The sequence below is a fragment of the Acetobacter malorum genome, assembly GCF_002153605.1.
Classification (GTDB): domain Bacteria; phylum Pseudomonadota; class Alphaproteobacteria; order Acetobacterales; family Acetobacteraceae; genus Acetobacter; species Acetobacter malorum_A.
Genome location: NZ_JOPG01000001.1, coordinates 134852 through 155574, shown reverse-complemented (window position 1 = coordinate 155574; position 20723 = coordinate 134852). Strand labels below are relative to the sequence as shown.

Sequence of the window (20723 nt, the reverse complement as noted above, 5' to 3'; positions counted from 1 at the left end):
GTGCCTTACGGTGTGGCGGCGTCTGCCGTATGCACCGTAAGCCAGCTTTTTGCCGTATCAATGGTGATGGTTGCGGGCTTATAGGCTTCCGGCGGTGCGGTGAAGATGGAGCTGACATAGGTTTGCGGGTTGCGGTCATACAGCGGGAACCAGCTTGACTGCACCTGCACCATAATGCGGTGGCCGGGCAGGAACGTGTGGTTCATGATCGGCAGCCGGAACTGGTAAAGCTGGGCCTGATTGGCCGGAATAGCTTCGGGGTGTTCAAAGCTTTTGCGATACCGCCCACGCAGAATGTCACTGCTGACCATTAACTGATACCCGCCCAGTTCCCGCTGTTCGGGCACTTCATCCGGGTAGACGTCAATCAGTTTGACAACAAAATCGCCATCCGTGCCGGTTGTTGTGGCCGTCAGATGCACAAACGGCTGGCCATCCAGTGCGACCGGCTGTGTCAGGACGGGGGAGGTAAAGGTCGCCACATCCGGGCGGGACGCCGCATTGCGCTGGTCAGTTGAAAGCCAGTTATCCCATGCAGAGTTTGCGGCCCCTCGGGTAATAACGGGACGCTCCACATACGGCACAGGATGGGCTGGGTCAGACACATAGCTGACAGAGCCTGCGGTTTCGGCAGCACCGTTGAGGGCAAGCTGATTTTTGGCTGTAAGGTGCAGGGTGGCGCAGTGCGTTGTGCAGTCACGGGCCGGGAGTGCGTCAGCGGTTTCCCAGTCATCAGACCCGGAGCGGTAGGCAGATACGCGCTGCGGCAGGGCCACAGCATCATCTTTCAGATAATGGGCCAGAAAGGGTTCAAGAATTTTTTTGCGGAAATACAGGCCGGTGTCAGAATGGAGCTTGATGGGGCCAAGCGTGCTGGCTTCCTTGATCTCGCCACCATGATTCCACGGCCCCATAGCCAGCCAGAGGTTGGGCTGGTCGGCCTGCTTTTGTTTGAGCGCATAGTAAAGGGCAATGGCCCCGTAATTATCTTCCTGATCCCACAGGCTATGGACAAGGAGCGTTGGCACTTTTAGCGGCAGGCCAGCAAGCACATGGTCCATAGCCTGCTGCTGCCACCAGCTATCATATGCCGGATGCGCCAGAAGCTGCCGGAAAAAGCCGATCTGCTCCATGCCGCGCTCTTTCCCCAGTGCGCCGGCAGAAACGGAATTCAGGAAAAGATCGTAATTGTCATACTGCTTGCCCCACCAGATGGCTGTTTTCTTGGCTGTGGCATCCTGATTGTAGATGTAGGACAGCATTTCCTCACGGAAGGCGCCGTTATGGAACCAGTCATCGCCCATCCAGCCATCCACCATCGGGTTCATGGGCACGGACACTTTCAGGGCCGGATGCGGGTTAATCAGGGCCGTCAGGGATGTATAGCCGTCGTAAGAAACGCCGATAATGCCAACTTTGCCGTTGCTCTGCGGGAGGTTATGGACCAGCCATTCAATGGTGTCCCAGGTGTCGGTGCTATGGTCGACTTTGGTGTGGTTGAGCGCCCCACGGAGCGGGCGGTTCATGACATACTGCCCCTCGGAGCCGTATTTGCCGCGTACATCCTGCACCACGCGGATATAGCCCCCATCCGCAATAACATCCGGCATATTATCATAACCCTGCAACACAGAGCGCATGGTGCCGCTTTCTGCCAGAGAGGTCATGTGCTGGGCGTTATACGGCGTGCGCGTCAGCAGAATAGGGGCATTGTGAGCGGATTTGGGGATGAGAATGACGGTATGCAGTTTGGCACCATCACGCATGGGGATCATCACATCCCGGCGGATAAAGTCAAACTTGTCTGTATTGACCGTAAATTTTGCAGGCATATCAGGGGCAATGTCAGCATTCTGCGCGATAGGTGCCTGCGCGAAGGCAGGCGTTGAAAGTGCCGTCATGCAGAGCAGAAGAAGAAAATTCTTGAACATGGAACCCCTGATTATAAACAACTGTATGCGTCTGTTAGACAGCTTTTACCAAAAAATGACTATTAGAACTCAGCCGAGACTGTGCCAAAGAACTGGCGTGGGGATGCAACAAACAGGTTTGCGTTATCATCCCCGGTGACGGAAGCGGAGCCGTAAACGCCGCCGATATAATTCTTGTCAAACAGGTTGGTGATCCCGAAAGTCGCTTTCATGTTCTGTGTGAAGCCAATTTTCCCAAAATTATAGGCAAGGTTCAGGTTGGCGAGCCAGTAAGCTGGAATGCTCTCATCATTCATATACGTCATCGGGCGGGAGCCGATATAGTTGACGTTGAAGTTAAACATGGCCCGTTTGTAGGTGTAGTTCAGGTTGGCTTTATACATGAACTTTGGATAGTAGACCTGATGCTTGCCTTTGATGTTGTAATTTTCTCCGCTGTAATTGATAGAGCGGCTTTGGTATTCGGCATTGTTCCAGCTAAAGCTGTTGGTAATTTCAAGCCCCGCAATCGGGCGGATGGTGGCCAGCACGTCGGCACCGTTCATGGTTTCCCGGCCTACGTTCAGGTAGGCATTGTTCGCATTATTGGCGCTGCCCTCAGTGATTGAGGCGAGGCGGTTGTAATAGTCCGTATGGTAGAAATCCGCAGAGGCTGAGAAATAGCGGCTGTCATAGCGATAGCCCACAACATAGTTCCATGTGCGCTCCGGGCGCAGAACCTTCTTGCTTTCATCAAACACAACCTGCGCGGGGCGGCTGGCATTGCCCAGACCACCCCACGGGTTGTCACCCCCTGTTTGCGCAAAGTAGTCATAGGCCCGCATGTTTTCTGCAATATCCCAGTAGAATTCATGGTGGCTGAGGAAATGATAATCGAAATTGAAATGCGGCAGGAAGGCCGCAGAGGCCGTGAGTGACCCGCTAACAGGGTGCCGGTAATACGTATTCCAGCCTTCAGCCGCCAGTTGATCGGTATAATCGGCTTTTGTGCCGCCATGGGTGGTCTGGGTCAGAGATTTAAAGCCGGCAAGGAAGGTCATGCCACGGGTAATGGTCCAGCGGTCCTGCAGGAAGAACTGGAAGGTGTTGGTATTAAACGTATCTTCAAACCACGTATGGCCTGTGCCCTGTTTGAAGTCAGAAAGCCAGTTATGGGCGGAGTTCAGGCCATCTTCGTACAGTCTCGAATTGTAAATCCACTGGTTATTTTCATACCAGATGCCGGTTTCAATTTTGTTATTGTGGGGTGCTTGAATAGTGAATTTTTGTGTAAAGCCCAGACGGCGCATGGCCGCGTGGGACATACCAAGCGCCATGGGAACACCAGAGACGCTGCCATCCGGGTTCAGGCTGGGCGTGCCGTAGCTTGGTGAGGTGACAAAGTTGTTTGTGCCGCCATATATGGCACTGTTGACGTTGCCGTAAGCGACCGTATCAGACTGCACATTTTTAAACAGGTCGTAATGCATGTTGACAGAGGAGAGATAGGTTCTCTGCAACTGAGCGGCATCCCATGCGTAGTCGCCAATTTCATCGTTGGAGAGTACACCTGCGTAACCCGGGGGCACGTCAGACGTATATTGGGCATAATAGGCCCACTGTTTTGCTTTTTCGTAATCGGGTTTGAGATAGGTTGAATCACGCCCCATCTTTTCCCACATGTTTTTGGTCATGGACAGGTAATTGCCCTGTGTAAAATTGCCATAACCAAAAAAGGCGGTAATTTTGCCGCGGTCACCCAGGGGCTGCACCAGTTTTGCATTGGCCTGCAATTCGCTCTGGTAACCCTGACCTTTCCACAGATCAGATTTGGTCCGCGCAAAGGACGCATAGAATTTTGTGCCGGTGGAATTCAGCACGCCACTATCAACGCGGCCATAGGTGCGGAAGGCGTTAAAGCTGCCGAATGTCTGGCTGACTTTTCCGCCAGCCTTATCCTTTGGGTCAGACGAGGTATACGACATGGCCCCGCCAAGGTTCTGGGCGGAAAAGGAATCAAGCGCGCCAGCCCCCTGAGACATGGACATGCCGCCAATGTCATCCTGAATCATGGCCTGCGTAATGGAGACACCGTTTGTGTTGATGAAACCCTGTGTGCCCAGCGGCATCCCATCAAGGGTCGCGCCAATCTGCATCTGGGTGAAGCCGCGCAGGTAGAACGTGTTTGCGTACGTATCAAGACCAAAGGCATCTGTGGAGGTGAAGTTGGCGCCCGGCGTGGTCTGAGCAAGGATCTGCATCGGGTTGGTGCCCTCAACAAACCGGTCCATGACCTTACGGCTTACGGTGACTTCCGCACCATGACTGGCCACGCGGCGCGTGCTGACGTTGACTTCTTCACTATCTTTGCTGACCAGCGGGCCGGTGCTGCGCTTTTTACGAGCAGGCGTATGGTCTTTTCGCGTGGCAACAGAAGCTGGCTGTGTGTGTGCAGAAACGGGGTGGGACGTGCGTTTTTTGATGCCTGAGCCCGCGGTGGAGGGCGCAGCGGCACCCACACTGGTATCAAAAATCAGACCTGCCAGCGCCGTGCCAAAGAGTAAAAGTGACTGACTATAACGTTCTTTTACAGCTTTGTTGCGCGCGCCCATTCTGAACCCCTGCTCCGTGGTGTGTCCCTGTCTGGATCTGTGTGCATAAGGCAGCTGTTTTCTGGAGCACCATTTGGGCACACGATCCTGTAACAACATGTTGTTGAATCGCAACTAATATTGTCAATATCGATAATGGACGGGGATGATAACCCTGGGTTAAGGGGGCGAGGCTTGGGTTATTTTGCGGGCGCCGGGCAGGCACTGCTGTTGATAGCGGTAGCCCCATGCGCATCAAACCAGACGGTGCCATTGGCAATCATGGCCTGACTGTTATGCACAAACATCTCATGCGGAATGGCGTGCCGGAGAGTGGCAAGGACGCAGGGTGTAAAAACCCGCGACCATGAGGCCGACAGCGCTGCCGGGCTTTTGAGGGTGGAGGAATGTTCGGCATTCACTCTCAAAGGCCAGGAGATCAGTTTTGCCGTATCGGCTTTATTGCCCGTCAACACGCTGTGCAGAAAGCGCTGCACCATGGCCTCGTAAACAGTGGGGGAAGCGTTTGTCACATCCGCGTAAAGGGTGTTGGGAGCGAGGTTATCAGCAGCTTCAAGAGTCAGGGTGACGGGATAGGTTTTTGTGCCGTCAGCCCATGTTCCGGCCAGACCCGTTGAAGTCTGGAAGGTGAGCGGGGTCGGGGCTTTTTTATCGTTCGTTTCAAAATGCAGGGTGAAGCGACCGCCACCGGGTTCGCTCAACGTAATCTGCTCTCCTGAAACCTGACCGGACAGGGGAATATCGACCAGATTTTTCACATAGAAATAATGCGCGTTTGCCACTGTCTGATCCGCCCGAACGGAAACTGTCACCCCGATGGGATACGGGCCCAGAGTGCCGGAGAAGCGGTAATTGTCCGGCATGGGCTGTGGGGTTTGCGCAGCAGAGGCGGCAGGCGCAGGCGTTGCGGCTTCTGCCGTTACGGCTGGCAGGGTGAGTAGGCTGAGGGCCAGCAATCGTGTGGTAATCCGCTTCATCCCTTTGGTCCTTCTGGCGCGACACAATCTTGACGGGCAGCATAGCGGCAAAAGAGCGGCTGTGCAGCGTGCGGCGGCGCGTTATGGTGTTTTGCACAGAGGATAACGCGGGGCGGGGGTAAAAGCTGAGCATGAAATGCGAAGAATGCGGAACCGAATTCCCCTGCACGGCAGATGCCCGGTGCTGGTGTATGCAAAAGCCTCATGATGTGCCTCTGCCTGCGGACGCCGGGACGGGATGCCTGTGCCCAGCCTGTCTTGAAAAACGGTTCCGGCAGCAGCAGGGTGCCCGCCCGGTCTCGGCCAATTGGTCCTGAGGGATGAGTGAGGGCTTCTATTGAAAAAATGAAAAAGCGAATTTCAATAGAGTTTGGAATTATAAAAGGTTTTCAGGAGGCGCAGAGCTGCTCCGCATGAGGTGAGCGCATTGCCGTTGCGCGACATCAGGGGGCAGGAATTTGATTTAGATCAAGGGCCGCATCCGCAAAGCTGGAGAAACTGACTCCCGAAAGCGCAGAGGGATCTGAATGGTCGCTGCGCAAAAAAGGAGGATGTTCGGATGACCATTTATACAACAAACGGTCGTGCCCCTGTTGTGCGTGTTCCGGTTGGCAATGTTCGTGTAGCGGACCCGCTGACAGCTCTGGAACGGCAGATGAGCCGCCTTTTTGAAGATTATAAAGTGCCGGAAAACGGTGCGGCTGCCCATCGTCTGGGGGCCACGGATATTACGGAAAATGCTTCGGGCTATGTTGTGGCGACGGAAGTGCCAGGCTGTGCCGAGAGCGACATTAAACTGAGTACGGCCAATGGCGTGCTGAGCATTCGTGGTGAGAAGAAGAAGCCGGAAGTCGAAGGGCCGGTCAAACAGCATCTGGCGGGCCGTCAGTTTGCGGCGTTTGAGGAAGCCTTTACGCTGCCGGATGATGTGGATGTGGACAAGATCAGCGCCTCTCTCAAAAACGGTGTGCTGAGCGTGACACTGCCGAAAAAGGCCGAAAGTAAACCTGCAGAACGGCATATTGCCATCAACGCAGGCTAAGAATTTTTTGAAAATTTAGCTTTCCAGAAAGGAAAAACCATGACTGCTAAAACAAATAAAAGCGTTGAAATTGCCGGCACCCGTTATGAAATGCTGGGCACGATGAATGATGGTGACTGCAAGGTGCGCCTGAAAAATACCAAAGGGGAGGTCGTGGAAATGACTTGTGACTCCTTTATTGACCAGCTGAATAACGGCACGGCCCGTTATCTGTAAGAGTTCCGGTTTGCCTGCTCAGCTGGTCTGAGCGGGCGTTTTCAGACCCCTTCAGGCGCAGCAGGCCGGAGGGCAGGGGAGACCGGGTTTTGGGTGCTGCGCAACGCAGGCCCGGCCTTGTCGGCCCATAGCTAAGGCGGCCCGGAAGCGGGAGCCGGAACAGGATCATCTGGTTAGAAACCGCCTGCCAACGGGGTTTGTGCCAGAGAGGCCTGAAAACACAAACGCCCCCTGTGGTAATGGACCACAGGGGGCGTTTGTATGAGCGGACCTTGGTCCGGTTGGCTTCAGTCCATCCGCACAGACGGGCGCACAAAGCGGTCCAGCCAGTCGGTCAGGCAGGCAATGGCCCCGCGGGGCACGCCATAGAGTTCAAACTGATGCTGGCGATACAGGGCGGTGTGGCCCAGTCGGGCGCTCAGCCCGTGCAGAGCGCCGCCGCCAAACGTCTTGCCATCCGCAAACGCGCCCCAGCCATTGTAATTGCCAAGGGCAACAATCGCGCCCTTGTTGTTGAACTTGAAGGGCGGAACCGGCGTCTGGTTCAAAATCCATTGCGGCAGATATTTTGCCAGATGGTGGGCTTCCTGCCGGGCCACCTGAGCCGTGGGGGGTAGGGGGCTTTCTGCAATAAAGGAACAGTCACCCACTGCAAAAATCCGGTCATCCACCGTTGTTTGCAGGTTGGGTTTAACCACCAGCTGTCCGCCACGGGCACAGTCCAGACCGTCCATCTCCCGCGTGACATCCGGGGCTTTCACGCCTGCCGCCCAGACGCGGAACTGCGCATTCACGCGGGAGCCGTCCTTGAGGATAAACCCTTTCTCATCCACGCCGCTGACCATAGCGCCGGTGCGGACGGAAATCTTGAGGGCCTCAAGCTGCTGGCGGGCTTCCTCTGACACTTTTTCCGGGAAGGAGGGCAGAATACGCGGCCCGGCTTCCAGCAGGGTGATGCGCATTTCCGGTGTGGTGGGCGTAAAGTTGTACAGGGAGCCGATATCCAGCGCCTTGTGCAGTTCTGCCGCCAGCTGCACACCCGTCGCCCCACCGCCGACAATGGCGATATCCAGCGGCGTGCCACGCCCATAGGCCTGCAGGACGGCATGGCGGAAGCGTTCATTGAAGTTGTTGGCTTCCACCACATTATCCAGAAAAATGCAGTGGTCCTTTACGCCCGGCGTGCCAAAATCGTTGGCGCGGCTGCCAATGGCAAAAATCAGGGCGTCATAATCCACATGCCGTTCTTCCAGAATGACTTCCTCATCATCCTGCTCTGTCAGCGGGGCGAGGGTCAGCCTGCGGGCGGCGCGGTCCAGGTGGGAAATTTCCCCATAGCAGAAGCGGAAGCCATGCCCGGCCGCGTGGGAGACAAAGGTAATGCGGTCATTCTCATTGCGCGCGGTGCCGGCGGCAAAGCAGTGGAGCATCGGCTTCCAGACATGGCTGAACCCTTTATCCACCAGGGTGATATCCAGCTTGCCGGAGCGGCCCATGCTGTTTCCCAACCGTGTGGCGAGTGCCAGGCCGGCAATGCCGCCCCCTACAATAACCAACCGAAACCGATCACTCATAACGTCACTATCCTTTCGTGTTCCGCAAGTATCGGCGGCGGAACAGAACTGCGCAACACACTGCCTCTTGAGGTCACGCAATTGTCTCTCATGCAGGCAGGTGCCTGCTTAGCCTGCGGAAAGGTCCACAAGGCCAATCAGCCCGTCTTCCGTACCAAACCCCAGCAGGCATCCGTCTGAACTATAGGACAGCGCGCTGATAGCACTCCCCCCGTTCAGGCAGACGGGTAAAACCCGTTGCGATTCCGGTTCGATCATAAGAACAGAACCGTCCGCAAATCCAGCCGCCAGAATTTCCTGCTCCGGGTTGTAGGCCACGCGGGTGCAGAGCGCACCGCCCATTCCGGGCAGTTCCACAGGCGGTTTGCCCATCGGGCCGCCACCAAAGAATGGCCACAGCACCACAACATCCGCACCGCTGGTGGCCAGCCATTTTCCCGTGCGGGAGAAGGACATGGACTTCACTTTAGTGGGGTAGCCGCTCATGCGGATATTGTGCCCGTCGGACAGCCGCCAGCCGTGCAGGTCATTATCCTGCATGGAGGTAATCAGCGCTTCGCCAGCCGGATGGATTGCAATGCCGGTATGGCTGCCTTTCCACTCAAGCAGGCGTACGCTCTCACTTTTGGGCTGTGTGAACCAGACAGAGGCCCCGTTGTAATGGGATGCCGCAATGCGCTTGCCCTTGGTGTCAAACACAATGCCGGTCACGGAGGAGGGGTGCTCCAGCGTTTTCAGCACGGTCTCACCCCGGCCATCGCGCAGTTCCACCTGCTTGCCGGACGCGCTGGCAATATAGGCGGTCTTGGCGTCCACATGGGAGGCAACATGCTCAACCCAGCGACGGGTCTTGCCCAGTTCCTCAATTTCCCCGTGCATGTCCAGACGGCACAGGCGGCCATCATCGCCGCCGGTCAGAAAGCCGCCGGGGTCTGTGTCCGGTGCCAGAGCAAGAGCTGCGCCATCATGCACCGCATAGGTGGCCCAGCTGGCAGGTTCTGCCAGATCGGCCCGGTGGGCGACAATCACGTCGCCTTCCGCCGTGGTGAAGGCGAAGCGCATGTTATCGCGTGAGGCAGCGCAGGCGGTGATATGGCCTTCAACCGTGCGGGACGCCCCGCGCTTTTCAATCAGGCCGCGGAGTTCGGTAGGGATGCTCATGCGACAGCGCAGCTTTCAAACCCGCGCCGAAGCTGGGGCCGGTTGAGGTTGCGACCAATAAAGACGAGACGAGATTCCCGTTCTTCGCCCTCTTTCCACGGGCCGATGTCATTTCCATCCGCCATCATGTGGACAGCCTGAAACGCAAAGCGGTCGGACTGGCCTTCAAAATTCAGGATGCCTTTGGTGCGGAGGATGTCGGCCCCTTTTTCCTGCAACAGAGCGCCGATCCACATCTGGAAGCGGCCTGCATCCAGCGGCGTCTTGAGAGAGAGGGAGATGCTGTTCACGTCTTCCTCATGGTGATGGTGCGTGTTTTCCAGAAAATCCGGCATGGTGGAAAGGGTGCGCTGGAGGTCAAACCCGCCAACATCCATCACATCCGTCAGCTTCACATTGCCCTTCTGGGCTTTGTGAATGGGTGCGAAGGCGTTGATCTTGCGGATGGCGTCTTCCACCGCCTTAAGCTGGGCGTCATCCACCAGATCGGTTTTGTTGAGGATGATGACATCCGCAAAGGCGATCTGCTGGTGGGCTTCCGGGCTTTCTTTCAGCGTTTGCAGAAAGTTCAGCGCGTCCACCACCGTCACCACGGCATCCAGCCGGGTTTTGGCCCGGACATCCTCATCCGCAAAGAAGGTCTGCGCGACCGGGGCAGGGTCAGCCAGACCGGTAGTTTCAATAATAATGCCGTCGAACTTGTTCCGGCGCTTCATCAGGCTACCGAGAATACGGATCAGATCTCCGCGCACGGTGCAGCAGATGCAGCCGTTGTTCATTTCGAACACTTCTTCATCTGCATCGACAACAAGGTCGTTATCCACGCCCAGTTCACCGAATTCGTTAATCACCACAGCATATTTGCGGCCATGTTCTGCCGTCAGGATGTGGTTGAGCAGCGTGGTTTTTCCGGCACCCAGAAAGCCCGTCAGCACCGTAACAGGTACCAGCGTATCCGCAGGCTCGGAAGTAAGGGACGCATCAGACATGAAGACAGGCCTCCGTTAAGATTGCATTCGTGCCTCTTCATATAGGGGGCGAGAGCGCAGAGGGCCAGAGAGGGGGTGAGGAGGGGCGTCAAAAGACGGGCGAGAAGCGTATATTAAGAAGCCGTATGAAATGCTTTTTTCTTACCATCTTTTAAGCGGAAAAAAGATCGAATCTTATGATCGAGATCATTTAGAATCGGGATTGTTTCAGTCCGAATCGATTTTTAGATTTTGAATTTATGCTTATTCCATAAGTAAATATCAGATATAAAACCTATATCTTGTTGATATATAACAAAAAATTATACTCTCACGAACGCGTGAAAAATATGAATGAAAATTCATAAGGTTAATTGAGCTTTAGTAGTGTTTTGTAAAACGTATCAAAACAGTCCTGATGGGATCAGGGATTTTGAAAGATAAACGCATGGCCTTATTCGACCATTAAATAAGGCTTTTTTCTGTTGTGTTTGAACCAGCATCCGGAGGTCAACTATGGCTAATTATAGTGGGACGACAGCGTCTGGCCTCACCTATTCTGCGACATCTACCAATGTCGGGGTCCCGCCTCTTCTGGGGACAGTCGTGTATGACGTCACCATTACAGGAAGTGACGGCTCGACGGTCGAAACCCTTAATGGTCTGACTGCTGGGATCGAAGTTTTAGGTCTTTCCGTTGCGCCCACTGGCAATGTTGTCACGGATAGCACTGGTATCAGTACGTTGCTGAATGTCCTGGGTGCCACTTACGTCACCATGCCGGGCAGTACGGGCGGTATTACCATTGTGGCAAATGCTGCCAGCGGGAATACCTATTATATTGGTGGCGATACCAATATTAATATTCTGGTTAATGCTCTTGCCGGTAATACAATCAATATTTATGGCGGCACAGCACAGTTCTCCGGTAATCTCGTTGCAGGACTTTTGACTGGCTCAACCATTAACATTGGGTATGGCGGTACCTATGCCGGTTCTGTCGGGCTGATCAATATCCTTAGCGGTTCCACTGTGAATTTTCAGGATGGTGGCGGCACGCTGGTTCTGAACGCTGATAATCAGGTGCTCAGCCTGCTGGCCAGTAATGGCGTGCAGGGGGTAACATTCAATAACTACAATCCAGCAAACGATACGATTGAACTTCAGAATACTGTTGATACAATCACTAGCTATAACATTAGCACAAGTGGATCACAAAAAGTGGTGACCCTGTATGGGGGGACGGATAATAATACAGTTGTTGCAGAATATGCGGTGACTCCAGCCTCGGGTGCTTCATTGCCGGATGGCACGTATACCAGCATTGATAGCCAGGACGCCTCGCTCAACCCGCTGCAAATTACCTACAGTAATGGCAATACCTACATCGGTGCCTGTTTCCTTGCGGGTTCCATGATCCGCACCCCCGACGGGGACCGCGCTGTGGAAGAGCTGAGCGTTGGTGAGACTGTGCTTGTTTTTGAAAATGGTCAGTTTGTTGAGCGCCAGATTGTATGGGCCGGAAAAACAACTGCGCACGTCCGTATCGGGCTGCCGGATGATGAAGCCGGTTATCCTGTCCGCCTTCTGAAAGATGCGATCAGTGCTGGTGTACCGGACCGGGATCTGCTGGTGACGCCGGAACATTGCCTGTATTTTGAAGGCGGTTTTATTCCGGCGCGTATGCTGGTGAATGGTCACTCCATTCTGTTTGACCGCAGCGTGACCACTTATGACTACTATCATATCGAAACGGCGCAGCATTCTGTGATCATGGCCAATAACGTGCTGACGGAAAGCTATCTGGACACAGGCAACCGCAGCAGCTTCCGGCCGCATGGAACGGTGTCGCGGATCAGTGCTGGGCAGGCGCGGAGCTGGGCAGAGGATGCCGCAGCGCCGCTGGTGGTGGCGCGGGAGCGTGTTGAGCCGATTTTCCGTCAGATTCTGGCGCGCGCAGACGCTATGGGTGTGCCGGCTGTAACGGCCAGTCCGGCGCTGACGGAAGACCCAGACCTTTATCTTGTGACGGACGAAGGACGCACACTGCGGTGCATGCGGACGGTGCGCGGGAAGGCGCTGTTCATGGTGCCGGGGCAGGTTCAGGCAGTAAGGCTTGTCTCCCGCACCAGTCGCCCATGTGATGTGCAGGGGCCTTTTGTGGATGACCGCCGGACCCTTGGTGTGTGTGTTGGAGAGGTGGAGTTGCAGGTTGCAGGAGCAGGCTTGCTTGTTACGGCGCACCAGAGCCAGATGGACCTTTCTGGCTGGGCGGAAACGGAAGGCGGCTCTGGCCGCTGGACGCTGGGCGATGCATATCTGCCCTTGCCACAACGTCAAACGGACAGTTTCGGGATTCTGAGAGTCCAGATTCTGGCGGCTGGTCCTTATCGTGTGCAGGAGAAAACAGAGGCTGCCAGCGTTTTGAGTCTCTGAACGCATTTTCCTGTTACGCGCAGGCGCAGAAAAGGCCCGGTGGCAACACCGGGCCTTTTTTATGTTCGGGGTCAAAGAGATTAACCAGTATTTAATGGTTTTTAATTAAATAACAGAGCTGGCTTTGAGGATTTTTTATTAAGGAAGTATTAATATATGACCAACTATACGAATAGCGCCGGCGTCACGTACTCTATCGTCTCCAATGGGGAGTTATTGTTTCCAACTGATGCCGTTAAGATTACTGACCCCGACGGTACAGTAACCGATCTCGGGAATGTCTCAGCTAGTCAGGTTCTGACAAAAAATGGTGGGACGCTTTCCATTGTTTCCATTCTGGGGATTGGCGGGGGTGCGTATGTCATTCCACCGGGGATGACGGGGACGGTCACTACGCTCATTTCTGCGCTGAGTGGTGCGACAATTTATGTTGGCGGCACGGCAACCATTACCACAGCAGTTTCCGCTCTGAGCGGTATGACTGTGAATGTGGATGGCGGCAAGGCGACTATGGGTAATAATCTCATCGCCGGAGCGCTGTCTGGTTCTACAATTAATCTGACTAATGGGGGCACGTTCAGCAACGGCAGTGGTCTGGTCGCGCTTTTGAACGGCTCCACCATCAATTTTGGCAAGGGCGGCGGCAACTTCATTGCGAATGCCGGTGGGACGCTGCTGGATCTTTCCGCCACGACCATCAACGGGTTTGATGCAGCAAAAGACTTTATCTCATTTGAAAATCTTTCTGCTACGCCAGCAACTTATTCCATTGCAAACTCCTTCGGCTCGCAGCAGTCTATCACCGTTTATGACGCAAATGGGCAGACAATTGCCGATGTGAACGTCTCCGGGCAGAATTTTACGGTTGGTAACTATTCTGCCACCGGTGCTGGCCCGCTGACCGTGTCCAGCGACGGGACGTCCCTGAGCATTGAAGCCGTGGGCTCGGTCTGCTTCCTGTCCGGAACCCTGCTGAGCACCCCTACGGGTGAAGTCGCGGTGGAAGACGTGCAGGTTGGCGATACCCTGCTGACGTTTGAAAATGGCAAGCCTGTTGCGCAGCCGGTGGTATGGGTTGGGTCCCGTCAGGCCGAGGTGCGGGCCGGTCTGCCGCTGGATGAAGCTGGCTGGCCGGTGCGCGTGCGCCAGAATGCTCTGGCAGATGGTGTGCCGGGCAAGGATCTGCTGATCACCCCGGAACATTGCCTGTATCTGGATGGGCAGTTTGTGCCTGTGCGTATGCTGGTGAACGGTGAGACGATTGCTTACGACCAGACCATCCGCGCTTATACTTACTACCACGTGGAAACCGCGCAGCATGCGGTGATTATGGCAGATGGTGCGCTGACGGAAAGCTATCTGGATACGGGCAATCGTCGGGCGTTCCGGCAGGCGGGTACTGTGGTGCGCATTCCCGGTCTGGCCCGTTGCTGGGCAGAGGATGCAGCGGCTCCGCTGATGACGGCGCGTGATGCTGTAGAACCGCTGCACCAGCGTCTGGCCCAGCGCGCGGAAATGCTGCGGGGCGCAGAAGTTGAGGACACGCAGTCTCTGGAGACTGCAACTCTGACGACTGAGTCCGACCTGCATCTGGTGACGGAAAGCGGTGCCAGGATCAACAAGGTGCGGACCCATAACGGACGCACTATTTTTATCGTGCCCCCGCACGTTAAGGCTGTGCATCTGGTTTCCCGTGCCAGCCGTCCGGTGGATACGATCGGCCCGTTTGTGGATGACCGGCGTACGCTGGGCGTTCTGGTCGGGCGCATGATGTTGCAGGACAGCACGTCAGCACCCCGTAATCTGGAACCAGCCGCAGGTACGCCGATGGCTTCCGGCTGGCACGCGGCGGAAGCCGGGCAGACGGCACGCTGGACCAATGGTGAAGCTGCTGTGTCTCTGGGGGAACGGAAGCCCGGAACCTTTGGGATGCTGATGGTTGAGGTGCTGGCCGGTGGGCCGTATCGCCTTGAGCAGGCTGCTGCACAGGTTCGCGCAGTGTCCTGAAACGCGTCTTCTCTCAGTGGTCCGGTGCCAATGTGCCGGACCACTGATGACTGATGGGGTTGTCCCGGAGGGCGCACGTGTGTGCCCTCTTATTGCGTTGTAGCAATGCTGTTTGAGAGCATGCTTTTGTCTTGTGAAGACGGGCGCTGCATGCCGCAGGAAATGCTGGTGGGGCTGATTGCCACCTCCGTGGTGGCCGGGCGCGTCCTGCTGGTTCTGTAAGCCGGTTTTGCGACCTGCTGTTGCTTTACTTCCGCCCCATCGTATCCGTTGCCGGGGTGGGGGAGGTGGAAGAGTTGGGGCGGGGGTCAGCCGTGCGCAGGAAGCGTACGGCCAGTGCCCCATAAAGAGCGTGGCTGCACAGGGCGCGAGACACACCAAATGCCAGAAAGGCGCTGGCCAGCAGGGCAAGAGTGATCTGCTGGTTGTCACACATTTCCATGACAATGACGGTCGCGGTCAGCGGGGCCTGCGTGACGGCGGCAAAATACGCCACCGTGCCCAGCAGTACGACGGCACCGGGGGAGGTGTGCGGCAGATATTGTGCCACCCAGCCACCCATGCCGGCCCCGACTGACAGGGACGGGGCAAACAGCCCGCCCGGAATGCCGGAACAGTAGGACACGATGGTCGCCAGAAATTTCAGCACGAAGAAGGAAGCCGGATAGTCCCCGGACCCCATGATGATGTCCCGTGCCTGCACATAACCCGTGCCGTAGGTCATGCCGCCGGACAGCAGGCCGATAATGGCCAGAACCAGCCCGCAGAGTGCAGCGAACGAAATCGGCCGCCGGGCGATGAAGAGGCCCATCCGGCCCGGAATGCCGCGGGAGATACGAACAAGCAGCGCAGAAAAGGAACCCCCGCTCAGACCACCCAGCACACCGCAGGCCAGCACCGCCAGCCAGCTGACGCCCACCGGCACAACCGAGCTGGTATGGCCGAAATAGGTGTAGTTCCCAACCATGGCGATGGCTGTCACACCGGCAATGACCACACAGGTGAGCATGGTGCCGCTGGTGCGTTGCTCGTAGGAGTGGGCCAGTTCTTCAATACCGAACACAATACCCGCAAGAGGCGTGTTGAACGCGGCAGCAACCCCTGCTGCCCCACCGGCCTTGATCAGCGCGCGCTGCTTGATGGGGTCATGCACGCCCATAAAGCGCCCGACCGTGTGCATGATGGATGCGCCAACCTGCACCGTAGGGCCTTCTCGCCCGATGGACGCGCCCGAGAACAGTCCGAGGCAGGTGAGAAGGATCTTGGCCATCGCTATTTTTAGCGCCAGCACGCGATCGACAATGCGGACGTCATTCAGATGCATGCAGGCTATGGCCTGCGGAATGCCGCTGCCCTGCGCGCCGCGGAACCATGTGCGTGTCAGCCAGGTAGAAAGCGCCAGCCCGCCAGGGGTGACAACCAGCATCAGCCAGGGGCTGAAGGCCACAATCTGGCTGCGCAGATTAGCCGCGCGGTCTGCCAGAAAGGCGAAGGTGACCGCCACCACGCCGACCATGATTGCACCGGACCAGTAGATCAGCTTGCGCCGCCAGTTGACCGTGCCGGCACGGGCCTGATCCCGTAAATGGCGAAGCTGAGCGGACGTGACGGGCACGCTGGCAGACATGAACAATCCTGATTGGCTGAGAAGACGAAACGTCTTCTAACATGCCTTCACAACGAGGGAAGCATTGTCTGGTTTTATACACGCTCTGTATTAATAAAATGCATGCCAGCCCCGAGTAATATGCGCAAAGCGGGACGCTAAACGCGAAGGAGGCTGCCAAAAACTATCGTAAAACTGAAAACGCGTTACGTGGGTTTGCCCGGCGTGGCGGACTCGGTTGCAGGACGCGGCCAGAACACAATGCCTTCATGCTTGGCCATGTTGTCCGGCTCCACATGGATATGCACCAGTGTATCCCCCATTTTGGTGCGCAGGCCGGCTTCAATCCGGTCACAGATCTGGTGCGCTTCCTCCACCGTCATGCTGCCGGGCACGACCAGATGGAATTCCAGAAAAGTGATGGCACCGACAATGCGGGTGCGGATGTCATGGGCTTCAATCGCGCCGCGCCCGTTGGTGGCGATAATATCACGGATATCATCCAGCGTTTCCGGGGCCGGTGCCTCGTCCATCAGGCCTGCGATGGACTCCCGCATCATCTCCCAGCCCACGCGCAGCACGTTCAGGGCAATCAACCCGGCCAGCACAGCATCCAGCCAGACCCAGCCCGTCAGCGGGATGAGGAGCATGCCGACCACCAGCCCGGCACCGGTCCAGACATCGGAGAGTACATGCTGCCCCCCTGCCTGAAGGGCGGGAGAGCGACGGTTGCGCCCGGCATGTACAAGCGTCAGCCCCCAAATCAGATTGACCACGGTCGCGGCCGCGTTGAGCAGAATCCCGACATAAGGGGCATTGGTCGGGTGGGGGTGCAGGAAGCCTTCCACGGCCTCGCGCCCGATGACAAAGGCGGTGACCAGCACCAGCGTGCCTTCCGCCACGGCGGAGAGATATTCTGCCTTATAATGCCCGTAGGTGTGGTTGTGGTCTGCCGGGCGTTCCGCAACGCTCAGCGCCCAGAGCCCTCCCAGTGCCGAGACCACGTTGATGATGGTTTCCACCGCATCGGAATACAGCGCCACGCTGCCGCTGGTGGCATAGGCGGCGTATTTCAGCCCCAGCGCGACCAGACTGATGGCCAGACTGCACAGGGCGATGCTCTTGTTACTTTCGGGGAGGGGAAGCTGCATGGGCAGACCGATACCAGACCTTGAGTGAAAACGCAGCCGCTTAAACCGTGTGCGGGTCCACCAAATGGCAGGGCGGGTGATAGTCCGCACTTTCAATCTGTACCGTGGGATGCACGATCCCAAAGCGGGTGCGCAGGGCTTCCACAGTGCTTTGAAGCAGCAGGGTTTCCGTCTGCCCGGCAGGCAGGCTGGCCGCGCGGACCAGATGCACGGTGAGGGCGGTTTCCGTCGTGCTCATGGGCCAGATGTGCAGATCATGCAGGTCCGCCACACCGGGCTGTGTGCGCAGGAAGGTCTCCACACTGTCCCGGTCCACGGAGCGCGGCACTCCATCGAGCGCCATATCCAGAGAATCCCGCAGCAGGGACCATGTGGCCAGCACCACCAGCAGGGAAATGCCGAGGCTGATGGCGGGGTCGATCCATGTCAGGCCGGTCAGCAGTACCAGCCCGCCAGCAATCACCACGGCCAGTGAGGTTACGGCGTCTGACGCCATGTGCAGGAAGGCCCCGCGAATATTGATGTCGTTCTTCTGGCCGGAGGCAAACAGCAGCGCTGTGCCGCCATTCACCAGAATGCCGATGCCCGCCACAATCATCATGGTCTTGCCAGCCACCGGGCCGGGATGGAACAGCCGCTCAATGGACTCCCACGCGACCCCTCCTGTCACCAGCATGAGAATAACGGCATTGGCCAGTGCTGCCAGAATGGAGGAGCGCCGCAGCCCATAGGTAAAGCGGGCGGAGGGGGATTTTGCGGACAGATGCTGTGCCAGCCATGCCGCTGCCAGCGCCAGAACATCGGACAGATTGTGCCCGGCATCAGCCAGCAGGGAGAGCGAGTTGGACAGAATGCCCCACAAGGCCTCTGCTCCCAGATAGACAACGTTCAGCACAATCCCGATGGCAAAGGACCAGCCGAACGAGGCCGGGGTATGAACATGCGCGTGCCCGAACCCGTGGTGGTGATGGTCGTGCCCGTCATGATCGTGGTCATGGTCATCATGCGGATGGTCTGCGTCATGATCGTCATGGCTGTGCGTGTCTGCCTGAGCGTTTTGGCCTGCGTTACCGTGTGCGGCATCATGCGCGTGATCGTGGTCATGCGTCGTGCAGGCGGAATGGTCCGTGTGCGGGCCGGAGGAGGCGGACGGCGGCTGAGACATGTCGGGTCCTTGCGGGTTGGCGGAGGCGTGCCCGTTGCGTCAGAACGCTGTCCGGCATAGGGAAGCCCCTTAACTGTCTATCACATGTGATAAAGGTCGCGCCATGCTCAGACTGACCGAACTGCGGCTTCCGCTGGACCATCCCCCCGAAGCGCTGGAGGAGGCCATCCGAGTGCGCCTTGCTATCGCGCCGGAGGCGCTGGAGCGTTTTACCGTGTTCCGGCGGGGGCATGATGCCCGGCGGCGCAGTGCGATCATGCTGGTCTATACGGTGGATTGCGCCGTAAAGGATGAGGCCGCCGTGCTGGCGCGTTATCGGGCCGCGCACCCCAAAGACCCGCATGTGAACATCGCGCCCGAGATGGCCTGGCGTCCGCCGGTGACGGATGGTGCAGCACTGGCCAGCAAGCCGGGCTATCTGCGCCCCATCGTAATCGGGGCCGGGCCGTGCGGCTTTATGGCAGCCCTCACGCTGGCGCAGATGGGCCTGCGTCCGTTGATTCTGGAGCGCGGTAAAGTGGTGCGGGAACGCACGGTGGATACGTTCGCCCTGTGGCGGAAGGGGGTGCTGACACCAGAGAGCAACGTGCAGTTTGGCGAGGGCGGGGCCGGGACGTTCTCGGACGGCAAGCTCTATAGTCAGGTGCGGGACCCGCGCTTTCTGGGCCGCCGGGTGCTGGAAGAATTTGTAAAGGCCGGTGCCCCGGAAGAAATCCTGTATCTGGCGCATCCGCATATCGGCACGTTCCGGCTGGTTTCCATGGTGGAGCATATCCGCGCGGAAATTGAGGCGGCTGGCGGGGAATATCGCTTTGGCACCCGCGTAGACGGACTGGTGCAGGACGAGGCCACAGGCCGCATCAAAGGTGTGCGTACGGCGGAGGGGGAGGTGATTGCCGCCGACCATGTGGTGATGGCTGTGGGGCATAGCGCGCGTGACACCTTTACCATGTTGCAGCAGGCGGGCGTGCAGATGCAGGCCAAGCCGTTTTCCATTGGTGTGCGGATTGAACACCCGCAATCCGTGATTGATACGGCGCAGTTTGGCACCAGCGCGGGCAACCCGTTGCTGGGCGCTGCGGAATATCGGCTGGTGCATCACGCCAGCAACGGGCGCGGCGTGTATTCCTTCTGCATGTGCCCCGGTGGCACCGTGGTGGCTGCGACATCCGAAGAAGGGCAGGTGGTTACCAACGGCATGAGCCAGTATTCCCGCGCGGAACGGAACGCCAATTCCGGCATGGTGGTGGATCTGCGCCCCGGCGAGGATTACCCGGATGACCCGCTGGCGGGCATGGCGTTCCAGCGCCATTGGGAACGCAAGGCGTTTGAAGCCGGTGGTCGCTCTTACAAAGCCCCGGCCCAGCGTGTGGGGGATTTTCTGGCGGGCCGTCCGTCTACCACACTGGGCGCAGTGGTGCCGTCCTACAAGCCGGGCGTGACGCCTGCTGACCTGTCCACCTGTTTGCCAGATTTTGCTGTGGCCGCCCTGCGGGAAGCCTTGCCGCTGTTTGACCGCAAGCTGAAAGGCTTTGCGATGGAAGATGCGGTGATGACCGGTGTTGAAACCCGCACGTCCTCCCCACTGCGTATCCCGCGCGGGGCGGATGGTCAGTCCCTCAGCACCCCCGGCCTGTATCCGGCGGGTGAGGGCGCTGGTTATGCCGGTGGCATTCTTTCAGCCGGAATTGATGGCATCCGTATTGCGGAAGCTGTGGCGCTGGATATTGCCGGAAAAACAGTAGACGGGCTGGGGCTTTAAAGCCTGACAGAGTTCGGGGGGCGCAGCTTTTCAGCGCCCCCATTCAGCGATGCAGAGCTGGCCTGCCATATTATTGCCAAATGGTATATTGCAAATAATTCGCATCTTCATGTAAGCGGCTCCTACTTTGTGGGAG

16 protein-coding genes are annotated in these 20723 nt (G+C 57.3%); 7 read left to right on the top strand and 9 right to left on the bottom strand.

Going from position 1 to position 20723, the window contains the following annotated elements; translation table 11 throughout:
• Positions 1-5: 5 nt before the first annotated feature.
• The 3 genes from HK23_RS00695 to HK23_RS00685 all read right to left on the bottom strand — a co-directional run bounded on the left by HK23_RS00695 (position 6) and on the right by HK23_RS00685 (position 5499).
• The gene (locus HK23_RS00695) at positions 6-1931 is read right to left on the bottom strand and encodes a CocE/NonD family hydrolase (protein ID WP_086652488.1); all 1926 of its coding nucleotides are present in this window, start codon (positions 1929-1931) and stop codon (positions 6-8) included.
• A gap of 62 nt (positions 1932-1993) precedes the next feature.
• Positions 1994-4522, bottom strand: a complete 2529-nt coding sequence (locus HK23_RS00690) for a TonB-dependent receptor domain-containing protein (protein WP_179193749.1) — start codon at positions 4520-4522, stop codon at positions 1994-1996.
• A 179-nt stretch (positions 4523-4701) separates the two neighbouring features.
• Entirely contained in the window at positions 4702-5499 is a 798-nt protein-coding gene (locus tag HK23_RS00685; RefSeq protein WP_086652487.1) for a hypothetical protein, read from the bottom strand.
• Between the two features lie 131 nt (positions 5500-5630).
• Between HK23_RS00685 and HK23_RS14875 the strand changes: the two genes are divergently transcribed.
• The 3 genes from HK23_RS14875 (at position 5631) to HK23_RS14465 (ending at position 6757) form a co-directional block, all read left to right on the top strand.
• On the top strand, positions 5631-5816 hold the full coding sequence (locus HK23_RS14875; protein ID WP_086652486.1) for a cysteine-rich CWC family protein: 186 nt from the start codon (positions 5631-5633) through the stop codon (positions 5814-5816).
• Positions 5817-6058: 242 nt separating this feature from the next.
• A complete protein-coding gene (locus HK23_RS00675) occupies positions 6059-6541 on the top strand; it encodes an Hsp20/alpha crystallin family protein (protein ID WP_063908897.1) in 483 nt (160 codons plus the stop codon).
• Positions 6542-6580: 39 nt separating this feature from the next.
• On the top strand, positions 6581-6757 hold the full coding sequence (locus HK23_RS14465; protein ID WP_167347350.1) for a hypothetical protein: 177 nt from the start codon (positions 6581-6583) through the stop codon (positions 6755-6757).
• A gap of 287 nt (positions 6758-7044) precedes the next feature.
• On the opposite strand, the gene HK23_RS00670 is transcribed toward HK23_RS14465, so the two are convergent.
• The 3 genes from HK23_RS00670 to HK23_RS00660 form a co-directional block, all read right to left on the bottom strand.
• Entirely contained in the window at positions 7045-8331 is a 1287-nt protein-coding gene (locus tag HK23_RS00670) for an NAD(P)/FAD-dependent oxidoreductase (RefSeq protein ID WP_086652485.1), read from the bottom strand.
• Positions 8332-8439: 108 nt separating this feature from the next.
• A complete protein-coding gene (locus HK23_RS00665; RefSeq protein WP_063907867.1) occupies positions 8440-9492 on the bottom strand; it encodes a WD40 repeat domain-containing protein in 1053 nt (350 codons plus the stop codon).
• Entirely contained in the window at positions 9489-10481 is a 993-nt protein-coding gene (locus HK23_RS00660; protein WP_086652484.1) for a CobW family GTP-binding protein, read from the bottom strand. Before HK23_RS00660 ends, HK23_RS00665 begins: the two co-directional genes overlap by 4 nt.
• Positions 10482-10976: 495 nt before the next feature.
• Between HK23_RS00660 and HK23_RS00655 the strand changes: the two genes are divergently transcribed.
• From HK23_RS00655 to HK23_RS14460, 3 genes are all read left to right on the top strand, one after another.
• Entirely contained in the window at positions 10977-12896 is a 1920-nt protein-coding gene (locus tag HK23_RS00655) for a Hint domain-containing protein (RefSeq protein ID WP_086652483.1), read from the top strand.
• A gap of 156 nt (positions 12897-13052) precedes the next feature.
• Positions 13053-14903, top strand: a complete 1851-nt coding sequence (locus HK23_RS00650; protein ID WP_086652482.1) for a Hint domain-containing protein — start codon at positions 13053-13055, stop codon at positions 14901-14903.
• 81 nt (positions 14904-14984) lie between these two features.
• Positions 14985-15125 carry a hypothetical protein gene (locus HK23_RS14460; RefSeq protein ID WP_179193748.1) on the top strand — a complete coding sequence of 47 codons (141 nt, stop codon included), beginning with the start codon at positions 14985-14987 and terminating at the stop codon, positions 15123-15125.
• Between the two features lie 25 nt (positions 15126-15150).
• Here the strand turns inward: HK23_RS14460 and HK23_RS00645 are convergent, their stop codons facing one another.
• The 3 genes from HK23_RS00645 to HK23_RS00635 all read right to left on the bottom strand — a co-directional run bounded on the left by HK23_RS00645 (position 15151) and on the right by HK23_RS00635 (position 18825).
• A complete protein-coding gene (locus HK23_RS00645; RefSeq protein ID WP_086652481.1) occupies positions 15151-16530 on the bottom strand; it encodes a chloride channel protein in 1380 nt (459 codons plus the stop codon).
• 185 nt (positions 16531-16715) lie between these two features.
• Entirely contained in the window at positions 16716-17660 is a 945-nt protein-coding gene (locus HK23_RS00640; protein WP_086652480.1) for a cation diffusion facilitator family transporter, read from the bottom strand.
• A gap of 40 nt (positions 17661-17700) precedes the next feature.
• Positions 17701-18825, bottom strand: coding sequence for a cation diffusion facilitator family transporter (locus HK23_RS00635; protein ID WP_086652479.1), 1125 nt, complete (start codon positions 18823-18825; stop codon positions 17701-17703).
• A 103-nt stretch (positions 18826-18928) separates the two neighbouring features.
• On the opposite strand from HK23_RS00635, the gene HK23_RS00630 reads away from it, so the two are divergent.
• A complete protein-coding gene (locus HK23_RS00630) occupies positions 18929-20587 on the top strand; it encodes an NAD(P)/FAD-dependent oxidoreductase (RefSeq protein ID WP_086652478.1) in 1659 nt (552 codons plus the stop codon).
• The last annotated feature ends 136 nt before the right edge of the window (positions 20588-20723 follow it).